Origin of the sequence: Paraburkholderia silviterrae (genome assembly GCF_004353915.1) — a bacterium.
Lineage (GTDB): Bacteria > Pseudomonadota > Gammaproteobacteria > Burkholderiales > Burkholderiaceae > Paraburkholderia > Paraburkholderia silviterrae.
Genome location: NZ_SMRP01000005.1, coordinates 1 through 16,207 on the forward strand (window position 1 = coordinate 1; position 16,207 = coordinate 16,207).

General features: G+C 64.6%; 14 protein-coding genes. 2 read left to right on the forward strand and 12 right to left on the reverse strand.

Annotated elements, in window-relative coordinates; genetic code table 11:
• Positions 1-2,718, forward strand: a 2,718-nt coding sequence (locus EYW47_RS12315; RefSeq protein WP_133195136.1) for a YadA family autotransporter adhesin, incomplete at its 5' end; no start/stop codon positions are given.
• Between the two features lie 118 nt (positions 2,719-2,836).
• Here EYW47_RS12315 and EYW47_RS12320 read toward each other — a convergent pair.
• The 12 genes from EYW47_RS12320 to EYW47_RS12375 form a co-directional block, all read right to left on the reverse strand.
• Positions 2,837-3,373, reverse strand: a complete 537-nt coding sequence (locus EYW47_RS12320; RefSeq protein WP_133195137.1) for an ureidoglycolate lyase — start codon at positions 3,371-3,373, stop codon at positions 2,837-2,839.
• A gap of 19 nt (positions 3,374-3,392) precedes the next feature.
• The gene (gene alc / locus EYW47_RS12325) at positions 3,393-4,403 is read right to left on the reverse strand and encodes an allantoicase (RefSeq protein ID WP_133195138.1); all 1,011 of its coding nucleotides are present in this window, start codon (positions 4,401-4,403) and stop codon (positions 3,393-3,395) included.
• A gap of 79 nt (positions 4,404-4,482) precedes the next feature.
• Entirely contained in the window at positions 4,483-5,004 is a 522-nt protein-coding gene (uraD, locus tag EYW47_RS12330) for a 2-oxo-4-hydroxy-4-carboxy-5-ureidoimidazoline decarboxylase (RefSeq protein WP_133195139.1), read from the reverse strand.
• Positions 5,001-5,960: an allantoinase PuuE gene (gene puuE / locus EYW47_RS12335; RefSeq protein WP_133195140.1), complete on the reverse strand. Its 960-nt coding sequence runs from the start codon at positions 5,958-5,960 to the stop codon at positions 5,001-5,003. Before puuE ends, uraD begins: the two co-directional genes overlap by 4 nt.
• A gap of 255 nt (positions 5,961-6,215) precedes the next feature.
• On the reverse strand, positions 6,216-7,004 hold the full coding sequence (locus EYW47_RS12340) for an aspartate/glutamate racemase family protein (RefSeq protein ID WP_133195141.1): 789 nt from the start codon (positions 7,002-7,004) through the stop codon (positions 6,216-6,218).
• Positions 7,005-7,049: 45 nt separating this feature from the next.
• Positions 7,050-8,564: an NCS1 family nucleobase:cation symporter-1 gene (locus tag EYW47_RS12345; RefSeq protein WP_133195142.1), complete on the reverse strand. Its 1,515-nt coding sequence runs from the start codon at positions 8,562-8,564 to the stop codon at positions 7,050-7,052.
• A gap of 415 nt (positions 8,565-8,979) precedes the next feature.
• Entirely contained in the window at positions 8,980-9,702 is a 723-nt protein-coding gene (locus EYW47_RS12350) for a GntR family transcriptional regulator (RefSeq protein ID WP_133195143.1), read from the reverse strand.
• A 313-nt stretch (positions 9,703-10,015) separates the two neighbouring features.
• A complete protein-coding gene (gene ldcA / locus EYW47_RS12355) occupies positions 10,016-10,942 on the reverse strand; it encodes a muramoyltetrapeptide carboxypeptidase (protein WP_133195144.1) in 927 nt (308 codons plus the stop codon).
• A 93-nt stretch (positions 10,943-11,035) separates the two neighbouring features.
• Entirely contained in the window at positions 11,036-11,605 is a 570-nt protein-coding gene (gene tadA / locus EYW47_RS12360; protein ID WP_240763678.1) for a tRNA adenosine(34) deaminase TadA, read from the reverse strand.
• A 62-nt stretch (positions 11,606-11,667) separates the two neighbouring features.
• Positions 11,668-12,069: a DnaJ family domain-containing protein gene (locus EYW47_RS12365; RefSeq protein WP_133195146.1), complete on the reverse strand. Its 402-nt coding sequence runs from the start codon at positions 12,067-12,069 to the stop codon at positions 11,668-11,670.
• A 575-nt stretch (positions 12,070-12,644) separates the two neighbouring features.
• Positions 12,645-13,841, reverse strand: a complete 1,197-nt coding sequence (locus EYW47_RS12370) for an amino acid aminotransferase (protein ID WP_133195147.1) — start codon at positions 13,839-13,841, stop codon at positions 12,645-12,647.
• Between the two features lie 83 nt (positions 13,842-13,924).
• Positions 13,925-15,352 carry an amino acid permease gene (locus EYW47_RS12375; RefSeq protein WP_165976544.1) on the reverse strand — a complete coding sequence of 476 codons (1,428 nt, stop codon included), beginning with the start codon at positions 15,350-15,352 and terminating at the stop codon, positions 13,925-13,927.
• 254 nt (positions 15,353-15,606) lie between these two features.
• Here EYW47_RS12375 and EYW47_RS12380 point away from each other — a divergent pair, with 254 nt between their 5' ends.
• Positions 15,607-16,080, forward strand: a complete 474-nt coding sequence (locus EYW47_RS12380) for an Lrp/AsnC family transcriptional regulator (protein WP_028221626.1) — start codon at positions 15,607-15,609, stop codon at positions 16,078-16,080.
• Positions 16,081-16,207 lie beyond the last annotated feature (127 nt).

A 16,207-nucleotide genomic window follows, 5' to 3' on the forward strand; every position in this document is an offset into this window, starting at 1 on the left:
GACATCACCAACATCAACGGCAAGCTCGCCGATGCGGTGGTCTACGACTCGTCGGCGCACGATACGCTGACGCTCGGCGGCGCAGGCGCCAGCGCACCGGTCGCACTGCATAACGTCGCCAACGGCGAGCTTTCTGCAGCCAGCACCGACGCCGTCAACGGTGCGCAGCTCTATGACGCCCTCCAGACGGTCGGCGGGTCGGCGCACTACGTCGGCATCAACAGCGCACCGGGCGATGCCAACTACAACGGCGAAGGCGCAACGGGCACTGCGGCGATCGCCGTCGGCGCCAAGGCACTCGCAAGCGGCGACAACGCACTCGCGATCGGCACCGGCGCCACGGCATCGCAAAGCGGCGCGGTCGCACTCGGCGCGGGTTCCACGACGGCTGCCGCGGTCGCTACGGCGGGCGCAACGATCGGTGGCGACAGCTACACGTTCGCGGGCAGCAATCCGACGAGCACGGTCAGCATCGGCAGCGCAGGCAATGAACGCACGCTCACGAACCTCGCCGCAGGCCGCCTGAGCGCGTCGTCGACGGATGCAGTCAACGGCTCGCAGCTCTATGCGACCAATACTGCGGTCTCCAACCTCGTACTGAAAACCGCCGACGCGGTGATGTACGACGACTCGGGCAAGAGCAGCATCACGTTTGGCGGTGCGAGGGGCACGAAGCTGACCAACGTGGCGCAGGGTGACGTGTCGCAGGCGAGCACGGACGCGGTCACCGGCTCGCAGCTGTACGGCGTGAGCCAGACGTTCAATACCGCCGTTACTCAGATCAACAACACGCTGACCACGGCCGGCTGGGGCGCGCAGGCTACGTCGACGGACCCGACGCACTACCAGTATGGCGGCTTCAACATGGACGCCAACGGCAAGGTAAGCAATCCTGCCGTCCTCTACGTCCCGAACACGATCGGAACCGCAAACGCGCAAATCGTCCTCGATCCGGGCCTGGGCAATAGCCAATATCCCTCGAGCCTCGACCGCAACCAATTCCTGCCCAAGGGCACCATCATCAGCAACGTGGCTGACGGTCTCCAGTTGACGGACGCCGCCAACCTCGGCCAGGTCTATGACATCGTCAGTGCGGCCACTGGTGGCGGAAACCAGGGCATCCGGGAGCAGGTAACGGCGGCAAACGGCACCTCTGGTGTCAACTCGAGCGGTCTCACGCGCAGCTATACGACAGCGTCGTATTACTCGCAAGTCGCTGGCCTCGCCAATAACTCCGGCTCCTTCGGCCCCAGCGACGCCGCGCGCGCGACCGGTGCCGGCGCCATCGCGATCGGCTCGAACGCCTATACGCCGGTCGCGAACGGCGTCGCGCTCGGCGTGCAGGCCTACGCGGGCGCACGGGACTCAGTGGCAATCGGCGCGGGCTCGGTGGCTAACCAGTCGAATACCGTCTCCGTGGGTAATGACGGCACGAGCTCGTACGTCGCCTATGACGCAAACGGACAGGCCTATACGGTTCAGAACGCCGTCAACACCCGCCGCATCGTCAACCTGGCCGCAGGCCAGGGCGACACCGACGCGGTCAACGTGGGCCAACTGCGCAGTGCGGCAGCTGCCCTGGGCGGCGGCGCCGGCATCAATTCGGTCGGTGCCTTCATCGCCCCCACCTACTCCGTGGGTGGCACGACCGTGAATACGGTTGGCGATGCAATCGCCAATCTCGACAACCGCGTGCAGAAGAACACGGCTGACATTGCCTCGCTGGCTGCGGACGCGAATGCGAACGCGAATACCAACGCATCGCAAGCTGTCGAAAGCGCATCGAGCCCGGCGTCGTCCACGACGCGCATGGTCGCGGCATCTCGTACGCTGCTCGGCGCCAACGCCGACACCGGCAGCACCAACGGTGCCGCAGTGGCAAACTACGCGGCAACGGCCGTTGGCGACGCCGCAACCGGCTCGACGGACACCGAAGCGGTGCATTACGATACTGCCGACCATTCGAGCGTGACGCTGAGCAGCACAAGCGGCGGCACTGTCAGCTTGAGCGGTCTGTCGAACGGCGCTCTCTCGCTGGACAGCACGGACGCGGTGACCGGCCAGCAGCTCTACGCCACGAACCAGCAAGTCGCGAGCATCAACCAGGCCCTGCAGAACATCAGCACGACGGGTTCGACGGCCACCTCGGTCAATTCGACGAGCGGTGTCGCGGCGGCTTCGGGCACGCAATCGCTTGCGGTCGGTGGCGGCGCAGTTGCAACGGGCGCGAATTCGACGGCGATCGGCGACAAGGCCAACGCGTCGGCGAGCAACTCGGTGGCGATCGGCGCCAACTCGATCGCGAATCGCGACAACGCCGTGTCGGTTGGTGCTGAAGGTTCCGAGCGCCAGATCGTCAACGTTGCTGCCGGTACTTCGGGCACGGATGCGGTCAACCTGAATCAGTTGAACAACGCGATGTCGCAGCAACAAAACGCGTTCGGTCAACAGATCGGCAATCTGCAAAACTCGATCAACACCGTTTCGAAGAACGCCTATGCCGGCGTGGCTGCAGCAATGGCCATGCCGAACCTTACGCCTTCGGGTCCGGGGCGCACGGTGGTCGCAGCAGGTGGCGGCTACTACATGGGCGGCAGTGCTGCGGCGATCGGCGTGACGTATCGTTCGCAGAACATGCACTGGCTCGTCAACGGTGGCGTTTCCGTCACGAGCACCGGTAACACGGCTGCTCGCGCTCAGGTCGGCTACGAGTTCTGATCGCCTTCAACCAGGCAAGATAGAGGCACTGCGCTCACGCGCGTGCCTCGTTACATGAAAAAAAGCCACGAACTTGCTCGTGGCTTTTTTCGTTCGCGTGCCTCGAGGCGTCAGCGCATCAGCGCGTCGCCGCCGCCATCGCCTCTTCGGTCAGCCAGAACGACTCCGGCAAATCCTGCTCGTTGAGGTTCAAGCCCTCGCCGCCCCGATCGACAACGATAAAGTCGCTCACGTCGCCCAGTGCGATCAACGGATGATGCCAGACGCCCTTGGCGTAGTTCACGCCTTGCCAGCCGTGCGAGACGAACGCGCGAATCTTCGTGACGTCCAGCTCGCCCACCGGCGCCACGACGACGAGATACGGCTTGTCGTTCAGCGGCACGAAAGCCTGGCTGCCCAGCGGATGCCGCTCGAGCATCTTGATCTCGAACGGCAGCACGCGCGGCTGCCCACGAAAGAGATTGACGAGCGTACGGCCGCTCTCGTCCGTGACGTCCACGTTCGCGAGATCGTGATAGCGGATCGTCGTGCCGAGGTTGATCGGAATTTGCTTCGCGCCCGCAAGCTCGATCACGTCGCCGAACGGCGCGAACGCTTCGCTGGTCAGCGGCTCGATGGTGAGTGTCGTGCCAAGGGCTTGTGTCGTATCGCTCATGCTTTCTCCTTCACCGCGCTCAGGCGAGCGTGCCCCACAGACGCACGCGCGAAACGCCGCCGTCCGGGATGATGTTCAAACGAACGTGCGTAACCGGGCCCAGCGCCGCGAGCTCGCTCTCGAAATAGTGTTGCTTGTCCATTTGCAGCTTCTGCTCGCCGAGCAGTTCCGGCCAGAACATCGCCTGTGTCACGAGCGAGCTGTCCGTGCCGCCCACCACGCGCGCCGCCTGAAACGAGCAGCGGTCGGGATAGTTGCCCTTGAAGTGCGCCGTGTCGACTTCGATCTTCTTGATGATGCCCGGCTGCGCGAGCGCGATGATCGCCCAGTCGTTGCCCGGCTCGCGGCGGCGGCGCGTTTCCCAGCCGTCGCCCATGTTCACGCCGCGACCCGGCATCAGGATGTTGGAGGCGAGTCCAAAGTGCTGGTTGTTGGCCGCCACCAGGTACGCGCCGTTTTCCATGGCCGCGAGGTCGAAGAGCTCCGTGCGGCTCGCGCCCTGCCAATCCATCTGCGGCTGGCCGTAGACGCGCAGACGCGCGATGCCGCCATCCGGATAGATGTTCACGCGCAGGTGCGTGTAAGGCTTGTCGTTCGACACTTCCACGTAGTGGTGGCTGTTGCCGTTCAGCGAGGTCGACGGGACGATCTCCGTCCACTCGGTCGTGGCTCCCGGAGCGCCTTCTGCGACGTACGCGCCTTCAATCGACGCCGCCGGCGGATAGTTGCCGGTGAAGTGGCTCGTGTCGATGTCGAAGCCCTTGATGACGCCAGGGCGTGCGAGCTTGACGATGCACCAGTCGTAGCCGGTCGTGCGCTTGCGGCGCGTTTCCCAGCCGTCCATCCACTTGCCGTGGTCGTCGTACTTGCCCGGGATGAAGACAGCCGGCTCCGGATTGAGCATGCGCTCCTTCGGGGCGAAGAAGTCGTCGCTCGTCTCGAGCGCCTGCGCGCCCAGGCGCGGGTCCGCGAGATTCACGAAGCGCCGCGTGAAATCCGGTGCGTTGGGGTCGAGAGTCGGGAGTGCCATCGTTGTCTTCCTTCGTGTCTTTTCTATAGATCGAAATGAGCGCCGCGCCACACGCAAAACGCGGGGCGCGGCGTCAAGCTCATGCGTCGATCAGCTCGTCGAGCCTGAAGCGCGCGATGCGATAGATCTGGTCGAGGCTCGCGCGCATTTCGTCGGCGCGGGTGTTGTTCACGCGCGACTCGAAATTCGCGATGATGCCGTGGCGGTCGTAGCCGCGCACCGCGAGAATGAACGGAAAGCCGAACTTCTCGCGGTACGCGCTGTTGAGCGCCTGCAGCTTGTCGAATTCTTCCTGCGTGCACAGGTTCAGACCTGCGCCGCTTTGCTCGCGTGTGGACTCGTCAGTCAGCTCGCCACGTACCGCGGCCTTGCCTGCGAGTTCCGGGTGAGCGTTGATGAGCGCAAGCTGCTTCGTTTCGCCTGCGGTTTCCACGGCGCCCGACATCGTGCTGTGCAGCGCGTCGATGCTCGTATAGGGACGCTGCAGCGCCGCCGCTTCCGCCACCCAGGGCGAGTGCTCGAAAATGCCCGAGAGCGCGGCCACGAAAGCATCGGTCGAGGCGTTGTTCAACTGGTCGAGGGTGTAGTGCATTGCCTTCATGCGGCGGCCCCGCGGTGGTCGTTTTGCTGCGGTTGATAGGGATGGTGCTCGCGCCAGTGGCGCGCGATGTCGACACGGCGCGTAACCCACACGCGGTCGTGCTTTTCGATGTGATCGAGAAAGCGCTGCAGTGCACGGATGCGCCCAGGGCGGCCGAGCAGGCGGCAGTGCATGCCGATCGAAAGCATTTTCGGCGCTTCGTCGCCTTCCGCGTAGAGCACGTCGAATGCGTCACGCAGATAGGTGAAGAAGTGATCCGCCGTGTTGAAGCCCTGCGGCGTCGCAAAGCGCATGTCGTTCGTGTCGAGCGTATAAGGCACGATCAGCTGCGGCGTGGTCTTGCCGCCGGACACCTCGACATCCATCCAGAACGGCAGGTCGTCGCCGTAATAGTCGGAGTCGTAGAGGAAACCGCCATGCTCCGCCACGAGGCGGTGCGTATTGGGGCTGTCGCGGCCCGTGTACCAGCCTAGCGGGCGCACGCCCGCCACACGCTCGATCGCTTCCATGCCGAGCTTCATGTGCTCGGCTTCGAGCTCCGGCGTTGCATCCTGATAGTGGATCCAGCGATAGCCGTGGCAAGCAATCTCGTGGCCGAGTTCGACGAACGCGCGCGCCACTTCGGGGCTGCGCTCGATTGCCATGCCAACACCGAACACGGTGAGCGGCAAGCCGCGCTTTTCGAATTCGCGCAAGATGCGCCACACGCCCACGCGCGAGCCGTATTCGTAGATCGACTCCATGCTCATGTGACGCGCCGGATAGGCGGCAGCGCCGACGATCTCGGAGAGGAACTGCTCGGAGGCCGGGTCGCCATGTAGCACGCAGTTCTCGCCGCCCTCTTCGTAATTGAGCACGAACTGCACCGCGATGCGCGCCTGACCGGGCCAGTTAGCCTGCACGGGGTGCCGGCCATAACCGATCAGATCGCGGGGATATTGGGGATCGAGTGGCATGCTAATCGAATCTTTCGAATGAATAACGAAATGTGAAAACCGCGCGGGTGGCCCGCACCTGCCGAAACCGGCTGCACCGGCCGAAATCCTTGCGCCACAAGGCTTTGCATTGCGCCGAAAATGCCGTTTTCAGGATCGGCCCAGTGTAGCTAAATCGTCTTGGCGCGCCCATACGCACCGACAGATAGTGCGGGTCAAGCGATGTGTATGTGCCGGGCGCGCCCCGCCTGGACGAGCGGAGCGCGCGCTGCGCGTTTACCCGTACCGCAACGGCCGCGCCGGCGGAGGCGTTTCGGTGGCGCCCGCCGCATCGGTCGGACTAAAGCGTGCGAAGTCGCCATCGTAGCGCTTCGTCAGGGGGCGCGCGAAGTCGCCCCGCTTGGCCGTCGCGAGGCGCAGCGCGACCAGCGCCTCCACCCATTTCACCGCCGCCGTCACGCCGTCCACCACCGGCACGCCGAGCGCGTCTTCCACCTGCGCGCACAGGCTCGTCATGCCCGCGCAGCCGAGCACGATCGCGTCTGCCCCGTCTTCGTCGAGGGCCCGGCGGCATTCCTCGACGATCGCCCGGCGCGCGGCCGAGCCCGGCTCGTCGAGCTCGAGCACCGCCACGTCGATCGCCCGCACGTTGCGGCAGAAGCGGCTCATGCCGTAACGCTCGGCGAGATGCCACGCCATCGCCTTGGTGCGCGAGAGCGTGGTCACGACCGAGAAGCCCGGCGCGAGCACGCTGGCCGCGTGCATGGCCGCTTCCGCGATGCCCACCACCGGCCCGCGCGCCAGCTCGCGCGCCGCGTACAGCCCCGGATCGCCGAAGCAGGCGATCACGTAGCCGTCGAAGCCCTCGCGCTCGCCCGCCTCCACTTCCGCGAGCAGGCCCGGCGTTGCGAGCGCCTCGTCGTAGTAGCCCTCGATCGAGGGCGGCCCCATCGTCGGGCTCACGGCGACGACTTCCGTGCCGGCCGCAACCACGGCGCGCGCGCACTGTCCCATCGCGGCCGTCATGCGCTGCGTGGTGTTCGGATTGATCAGCTTGATACGCATGTCAGTTCTCTGCTCGTTTCTTCGTCGTTTCGTGGTGGTTGCCGGTTACGCCCGTGCCCGCGCACGTTCGCCCATCGTCAAAGCGCGGTAGAACAGCGCGCCCAACCCCGCGCCGATGAACCACGAGAAGTTCGCCGCGCCGCCAAGCGAGGGCAGCATCACGCAGAGGACCGCAATGACCGCGGCCGGCAGCAGCGCCGACACTGCGCGCCAGTTCACGCCATTCGTGTACCAGTACGCACCCTTCGGCGAGACGGTGTAGAGGTCGTCGACGGCGAGACGCCCACGCTTGACGAGATAGAAGTCTATGATCAGGACACCATACAATGGACCGATGAAGGCACCGAGCACGTCGAGCGTGTAGTGAATCACGGCGGGATTGTTGAAGAGATTCCACGGCGTGATGAAGATCGACGCCACCGCCGCGAGCATGCCGCCCGCGCGCCAGCTGATGAGGCGCGGCGCAACGTTGGAGAAGTCGAACGCCGGGGAAACGAAGTTCGCGACGATATTGATGCCGATGGTCGCAATCGTGAACGTCAGCGCGCCGAGAATGACGGCCGTGGGATGATCGATGCGGCTCACCGTTTCCACGGGATCAGTAATCAGTTGTCCGAACACGGGCAGCGTGGCCGAGGTCGTGATCACCGTGACGATCGAGAACGCGAGGAAGTTGACGGGCAAGCCCCAGAAGTTGCCGCGATGCACGCTCCTGAGCGATTTTCCATAGCGCGAGAAGTCGCCGAAATTGAGCATCGGTCCCGAAAAATACGACACCACGAGCGAAACCGCGGTAATCATCACCGGTATCACCTCCGTGCCGTGATACTTCACGCCGCCGAGATTCAGGCCGATGTTGTGCCAGCCCGCGCGGTACACCATGTAGCCGGCCAGGATGAACATCACGGCATAAACGGCCGGACCCGCGAAGTCGATGAACTTCTTGATGGTCTCCATGCCGTTCCAGAACACCAGCGCCTGCAGCACCCACAGCGTCATGAAACCGGCCCAGCCCATGGTCGAGAGGCCCAGCATGCCGTGCTTGTGCACGTCGGCGTAAGGCATCAGTTGCGGCACGAACTTGAGCACGACGATCACGAGCGCGCTCGACGCGAGATAAGTTTGGATTCCATACCATGCCACTGCGATCAAGCCGCGAATGACGGCAGGAATGTTCGCACCGAGCACGCCGAAGGTGCCCCGGCACGCCACCGGATACGGCACGCCGTGGCGCTGGCTGGGCCGGGCAATGAGGTTGCAGAGCACGTTGACGAGCGAGATGCCGACGATCAGCACCAGCAGCACCTGCCAGCTTGTGAGGCCGAGCGCGAAGAGGCTGCCCGCGAACACATAGCCGCCGACGCTGTGCACGTCGGACATCCAGAACGCGAAGATGTTATAAGCACCCCACGTCTGCTCCTTGAGCGGGGCGAGGTCGTGGTTATAAAGGCGCTCGCTGTAGCCGGCCGGCAGCCGCATGCTGTCTGCCGTCTCGCTGCTTTCGGATGAATCGAAGGTGGGCACTGCCGGACTGCCTGGTGACGCGCTGAACTGAGCCATGATCCGCTCCTTGGGATGGATACGCCGACGGAAAAAAGACGCCTGAAACGCCTCGAAACTCGCGCTGCGCCGCATGCTGCGGCCGCCGCGATGTCTGCGGATGGCTCGGGCTCGAGGTGCGAGCGGCTTGCCCCCACCTGGCGTCCGGCTCGACGCCCCAGGCACCGCGCCGGTCGCGCCTCGCGCGCGCCCTGCTCGCCGTGCTGCCTGCCCTGCGCTCGCCGTCGCGGCGAGCGCTGCCAACATCATTTTTCCCTGCGCGCGGCGGCCTGCATTGCGCCCCGCCGCGCGTGTCTCCAGTTCCATTCAGCCCGACGCGTCCGCCCTTCGCGCAAACGCCGCCGTCATGCTTCAGTATTCGTTTCCGCCCGGCACCATGCCCCTCAGCGCTGGCGGAAAACTGCTTGCCCCTTCCTCAACGTCCTGCCGTGGCAGCGGCGCGCGTGCCAAACACGTCCTGCAAATCCACCGCTGCGCCCGCCGGACGGTCGAGCATCTTCAGCTCGACGCCCTGCAGGTGCCGCGTCATCAGCGCAGCGGCTTCCTGTGCCTGTCCGGCTTCCAGCGCCTCGATGATCGCCTCGTGGTCGTCGAACGAGCACGGGCTGCGCCCCGGCGACTCGTAAAGCGCGGAAATCAGCGTCGAGCGCGCCACGAGGCCATTCAGGCAATCGCACAGCACCGTATTGGCGGTCAGTGCGGCCAGCTCGGTATGGAACTCGCCCGACAGGCGGATCCAGGCCGGATAGTCGCGCCCCTCGAACGCCCTGCGCTCGCGCCGGATGGTCTCGCCAATGCTCTTCAGCCTTCGGTTGCCATGCTGCGCGCTACAAATGCGTTGCACCACTGCGAGCTCGATGATGCGCCGCATCTCGAACACCTCGTGCACCTCCTGGAGCGACGGGCTTGCGACGAACGCGCCACGGTTCGGCTCCAGATCGACAAGGTGGTCGCTCGCGAGCAGCGAAAGCGCCTGGCGGATCGGCCCGCGCTTGACAGTGAACACTTCGCACAACTGCGCTTCCGTGAGCTTCGCGCCAGGCGGCAAACGATGCTCGAGGATCGCGGCGCGGATGCGCGCGGCGATGGTCTCGGGTTTCGTGCCGGTCGCGTTGGCTTCGGTATCGGCGTTTCGCATGTCTCTCACCTTGATGTTGGGTATCCTAGTTTGGACATAAAGATTGTCAACAATTTTCTCGACAAACCTGGGGAAGATACTCAGGCTCGCGCCGTATTCGCGCGCCCAATTTCCGTGAAACCCTCGTCGTTACAGGATATTGCGCACCATTCCTGTGAAGAGATGACCAATTTTGGCTCATTTTTGTCAACAATTTTGGGCGGCATGGTATCCAGAGCATTCGACCAGGTCCCGTTTTGGTGGCTGTTAGTTGCATATTTAGCCCTGGAAAAAAGCGCCCGGAGGCGCTCGTGCAGAATCAGGATCTTCGCTGTCAGCCCAGATACGGGTAGTCGCTCATGGCGAGCTCGAAGCCGTGAGCGTCGGCGCTCAGCTGCGCCTGCGCGCCGAACGGCAACGTGACCATGTTCTCGATGTGGCCGAACGGCAGGCCCGTGATGACGGGAATCCCCACCACCGAGCGCACTTGCTCGACCATCGCGTTAAGGTCGTAGCCGTTGTCGTAATCGAACGGCTTGCCGCCGGAAAAGTCGCCGAGCACCAGCGCCTGCTGACGCGCGAGAATGCCCGACAGGTGGAGCTGATACAGCATCCGCTCCACCCGGAACGGCTGCTCGTTGACGTCCTCGACAAACAGGATCCCGCCCTCCACCGGCGGCATATAAGGCGTGCCGACGAGCGACGTGAGCACGGCAAGATTGCCGCCCCACAACATGCCAGAGACGTTCGCGTGCTGCGCCTGCGGCGCCTTCACCTTGACCGTGAATTCGGGCTTCGTGAGCGCATCCCAGAAGTGATGCATCGTGAAGCCGTTCAATTCGGGCGCACCGAAATCGCTCACGAGCATCGGGCCGCCGAATGTCTTGAGCCCCGCGCGCGCGTAGAGCGCCAGTTGAATCGCGGTGAAGTCGCTATGTCCGACGAATGCGATGGGCTCTCCGGCGAGGCGCTTTTGCAAGCCGTCGTAGTCGAGTCCGTGCAGGATGCGCACGGCGCCGTAGCCGCCGCGCACGGCGAGCACGATATCGGGCAAGTCGCGCCCGGGGTCGGCAAGGCGGTTCAGTTCGGCGGCGCGCTGGCCGTCGGTGCCGGCAAAGCGCTGAAAGCGCCGCTCGGTCGCCTCGACGCCCTCCACGCGGTGGCCCTCGGCGCGAAGCCGCGCAATCGCGCGGTGCACGGCGTCCGGGTCATGTGGATAGCCTGACGGCGCAATGAGTTCGATGGTGCGATGCAAGGTCATGGTCAACGAATTCTGTGGTCTGTGGCCGCGCCATGCGCCTGTCACGACGCGGGCTCGCGGCCGCCAGCAGCTATTATCCGTTGTTATCGATCGTTACCGCTCGTCATCGGCAACGCCCGGCCCCATCCCGGCGGCGCGGCGCGCTTCGCGGCTCGCACGGCGGCGCTCCGCGAAGAAAGAGCGCAGCGCGTCGCCGCACTCGGTCTCGAGCACGCCGCCCACCACGCTCGTGTGGTGGTTGAGCTGGCCATTCGAAAATGCATCGACGACACTGCCGCACGCCCCGGTCTTCGGGTCGCGCGCGCCGTACACGACGCGCGCGATACGCGCGTGCATGATTGCGCCGGCGCACATGAGGCAAGGCTCCAGGGTCACATAGAGCTCGCAGCCGGGCAAGCGGTAGTTGCTCAATGCCGTACCCGCGGCGCGCAATGCGGCCATTTCGGCGTGCGCCGATGGATCGTGCGCGCCAATCGGATGATTGAAGCCTGTCGCGATCACCTCGTCTGCGCGCACCAGCACGGCGCCGACGGGCACTTCGCCCGCCGCGCGCGCCGCTTCGGCGGCCGCCAGCGCGAGGTGCATGAAATGGCGGTCACGCTCGGTGACGGGCTCCGCCTGAGGTTCGGTGGATTCGGGTTGTGGCGCGGCATCGCCCCGCAATGGCTCAGGGCGCTCGTCGATGCTTTTGTCGACCTCGCCCGCAGGCGTGCCGGCCTGCACGCTCACGCGGCCCCCGCCGCGACGCCCTGCTCGAGCGTCGCACGTTCAGACAGGCGCTCGGCGATGCGGCGACGGTACTCGTGCGGCACCACCAGCGGGCCGCCGCGCAAGGACTCGAGCGCCATGTCGAGCGCCAGCATGCGGGCACGTAGCCGGCACTGCTCGGCCTTGTCGCTCACCTTGGCGAGTTCTTCCTCGAGATCGCGCAATGCGCGCAGCTGTTCGACCGCAGGCGGCACGAAGCCGGCATTCTTCAGAATGCGGTTCGCCACGCGCACCTCTTCGGGCACGAAGGGGTCGTCGTCGAGCGCCTGGGGCGCTCCAACGCCCGGCAAGTCGTCGAACTCGCCGCGCGCGGCGGCGGCGGCAATCCGTTGTTCGACGAGGGCATCAAGCAATTTCATCTGCAGTCCACTACGTTGCGGCTCACGCATTCTATCAGGGTAACACCTGGAAGACCCCCCGCGTCTGACATGGTCGACGTCAGACTCCGACAGATTGACAACGATGAAATTTGATGCGTAGCGCATGCCGCGACTCGGCGCTGGAAAGCCGGAATCGTCTGATTGGAGTGCGTGCCGCAGCTAGCTTATCGTGGAGCCCGCTCCGCTCTGGCCGCGTTCGAACGGCGACCCGGCAGATCCCATCCGCTTTCAGGCTCGACTCAAGCTCAAACCACGATGAAACATGTTTCGACTCTCGGCGCGTCGCCGGCTTTCGGTGCACATGCCGGCACGCTTCGCCGTCTTTCGCGCCGGTGTCTCGCCGCGCGGCGGTTGCGGCTTGGGGCCGCCTGTGTCCTGCTGGCCGCCAGCCTTTCCGGTTGCGGCGTGTTCTGCTCCGCAGGGGGCGGCAGCGGCGGCGGTTTCGCGGGCGCTTGCGGAGTGGGAACGGGAATGAGATTCTGAGGCGCCATTGATGGCAGCCGCGCCGGCACCGGGTGGTCCATCCGGTACCGGCCTGAAACGGCCAGCGCCGCTTATCCCTTGACTATCCGTCCCATCGCGTCGACCACGATGCTCACGTTCTTCTCGTTGAGCCCCGCGACGCACATGCGGCCCGAGCGCAGGATGTACACCCCGAACTCCTCCTTCAGACGCTCGACCTGATCCGCGCTCAAGCCCGTGTACGTGAACATGCCGCGTTGCTTCACATAGCGCGACAGCGCCTCGCCGCTGATGTGCGCGGCAAGCCCGTCGTGAATCGCCTGACGCATGCGCGCGATGCGCTCGCACATGGCCGCCAGCTCCGTCTCCCACGATGCCTTGAGTTCGGGGTTCGTGAGCACACGCGCGACGATCTTCGCGCCGTGCGTCGGCGGATTGCTGTAGTTCGAGCGTACTGAGCCCGTGAGCTGCCCGAGCACGCGCTCGGCGGCCGCGGCATCTTCGCAGATCACGTGCAGGCCGCCGCAGCGCTCGCCGTACAGCGAGAAGTTCTTCGAGAACGAGTTCGCCACCAGCGCCGGCACGCCGCGCCGGCCGAGCTCGCGCACCGCGAAGGCGTCGGCGTCGAGGCCCGCGCCGAAGCCCTGATACGCCATGTCGACGAACGGCAGCAGATCGCGCTTTTGCAGCACGTCGATCAGCTGGGTCCATTGCGCCTCGTCCAGATCCACGCCGGTCGGGTTATGGCAGCAGGCGTGCAGGAGCACCACACTCTTCGCCGGCAGCGCGTCGATGGCCGAGAGCATCGCCTCGAACTTCAGGCCGCCCGTGGCTTCGTCGTAGTACGGGTACGTGTTCACCACGAAGCCCGCACGCTCGAAGATGAAGCGATGGTTCTCCCACGTGGGGTCGCTCACCCAGACCTGGCTCTGCGGAAAATAGCGCTTGATGAAATCGGCGCCCACCTTGAGCGCGCCCGAACCGCCGAGCGTCTGCACCGTGGCGATCCGGTTCGCCGCGCGCGACGGACACTGCGCACCGAACACGAGTGCCTGCACGGCGTCGCGGTATTGGGCGAAACCGGCCATCGGCAGATACGGCTTCGGACCGGGCTCGGCCAGGATCGCCGCTTCGGCGGCATGGACCGCCTGCATCACCGGCAAACGGCCATCGTCGTCGAAATAGATGCCAATGCTCAGATTGACCTTGTTCTGCCGCGGATCTTTCTGGAAGTTCTCGTTGAGCGAGAGGATCGGGTCGCCGGGATAGGCATCGATATGTTCGAACATGGCGTTTGCTTGACGGTTGCTTGCGGGTTATGGGCGGTTACGAAGTGCTGGCCGGAACCATGGGATTCATCGTGCGGCGATGCTCAGCGCGTCTGGACGCTGCCCTGCAGCGCCGGCACCGCGCCGCGGCGCCAGAAACGATACGCGAGCGCGAGCACCACCAGCCAGACCGGAATCAGGTAGACGGAAATCCGCAGATCCGGAATCAGATACATTACAACGAGAATACCCGCGAGGAACACCAGGCACAGGTAATTCGTGAGCGGATAGCCGAGGCTCTGAAAACGCGTCGTCTGGCCCGCGCGAGCCTTCTCGCTGCGGAACTTCAGGTGAATCAGGCTGATCATCGCCCAGTTGATGATGAGCGCGGACACCACGAGCCCCATCAGCAGCTCGAACGCCTTGCCCGGCATGAAGTAGTTGATGATCACGCAAGCAGCCGTCGCAACCGCCGTCACGGCAAGCGCCGCCAGCGGAATGCCGCGCCGGTTCACCTTGAGCAGCGCGCGGGGCGCGTTACCCTGCTGCGCGAGGCCGTAGAGCATGCGGCTGTTGCAATAGACGCCGCTGTTGTAGACGGAGAGCGCCGCCGTGAGCACCACGACGTTGAGCACGTTCGCGACCAGATTGCTGTTCATCGCGTGGAAGATCAGCACGAAGGGGCTACCGCCCGAGACGACCTTTTCCCACGGATAGAGCGAGAGCAGCACGCCCAGCGCGCCCACGTAGAAAATCAGGATGCGATAGATCACCTGATTGGTTGCGCGCGGGATCGTGTGCGAGGGATCGTCGGCTTCCGCGGCGGTGATGCCGACGAGTTCGAGGCCGCCGAACGAGAACATGACGACGGCCATCGACATCACGAGACCCGACATGCCGTGGGGGAAGAAGCCGCCGTGGCGCCAGAGGTTCGAGACGCCCGCCTCCGGCCCGGCCGAGCCCGAGAGCAGCAGCCAGCCGCCGAACGCGATCATGCCGACGATCGCCAGCACCTTGACGATCGCGAACCAGAATTCGAGCTCGCCGTATGACTTGACGCTCGCGAGGTTGACGCCGTTGATCACGACGAAGAAGACGAGCGCCGAAATCCAGGTCGGCAGGGTCGGCCACCAGTAATGCATGTAGATGCCGACGGCCGAGAGCTCGGCCATGCTCACGAGCACGTAGAGCACCCAGTAGTTCCAGCCCGAAATGAAGCCGGCGAACGGACCGAAGTATTTGTCGGCGAAATGGCTGAACGAACCGGCGACGGGCTCGTCGACGACCATCTCGCCCAGTTGCCGCATGATGAAGAACGCGACGATGCCCGCGATGGCGTAGCCGAGCAGCACCGAGGGGCCGGCGGTCTGGATCGTCTGCGCGATGCCGAGAAACAGTCCGGTGCCGATCGCACCGCCCAGCGCGATCAGTTGGATATGGCGATTCTTGAGGCCGCGCTTCAGATGACCATTCTGGTCGCCGCTCAGGTCACCGCCCGGTGCACTTCGGCCATGTGTATTGTTTGAAACCATGTCTCTTCCTGTCTCTTCTTTATCGATGCGCCCGCTGGGAGTCCGGATGGAACTCCTGCGCGGCCACGCGAAATAAAATTGCGCGCGCAATCTTCTGCGCTGGCGCGCTCCCAAGGCCGTCAGCATTGACCGACAGCCCCGTCAGGTCCGGCAAGTGTATAGGCGGAGCGGAAAAATATGATTTCATCTGATACGCAGGCAAACCCTGATTGGTACAATTTCATTTCGCATTGGCCACATCCAGGGCAAGAAAAGTGCAAAACCTCACCCTAGACCCCATCGATCTGCGGCTCCTCGCCGCGCTTCAAGAGCACGGACGCGCCTCGAATCTCGAATTGGCCGCCGCCGTCAAGCTCTCGCCCGCGCAGACGCTCAGGCGCCATCGCCGGCTCGAGGAACTGGGCATCATCAAGCGCTACGAGACGCGGCTCGACGCCCAGGCGCTAGGCTTCGGCGTAGTCGCTTTCATTCAGGTGACGATGGAGCGCGGGCACATGCGCGAGCTCGTCAAGTTCAAGGAGCTCGTCGCGAAGCTGCCGCAGGTGCAGGAGTGCTATTCCGTGACCGGCGATATCGACTACGTACTGAAGGTGGTGGCGCGCGATCTCAAGGCGCTGTCCGAATTCCTGCTCGACACGCTCATGCGCGCACCCGGCGTGAGCAGCGTGCATTCGATCGTTTGCCTCGATGAGCTCAAGGGCACGAGCGCCATGCCGTTGCAGGAGTGAGCAGAGCGTGAGACGGACTCGCTGGGGATAAGTCCCGTGCGGACGTGCAATTTTATCTCATTTGCATGGCTCGTATGAGGGATGATTGTGCTTTCGGGGCTGAAAAGGGCCATGGAAGGTCTGTCTC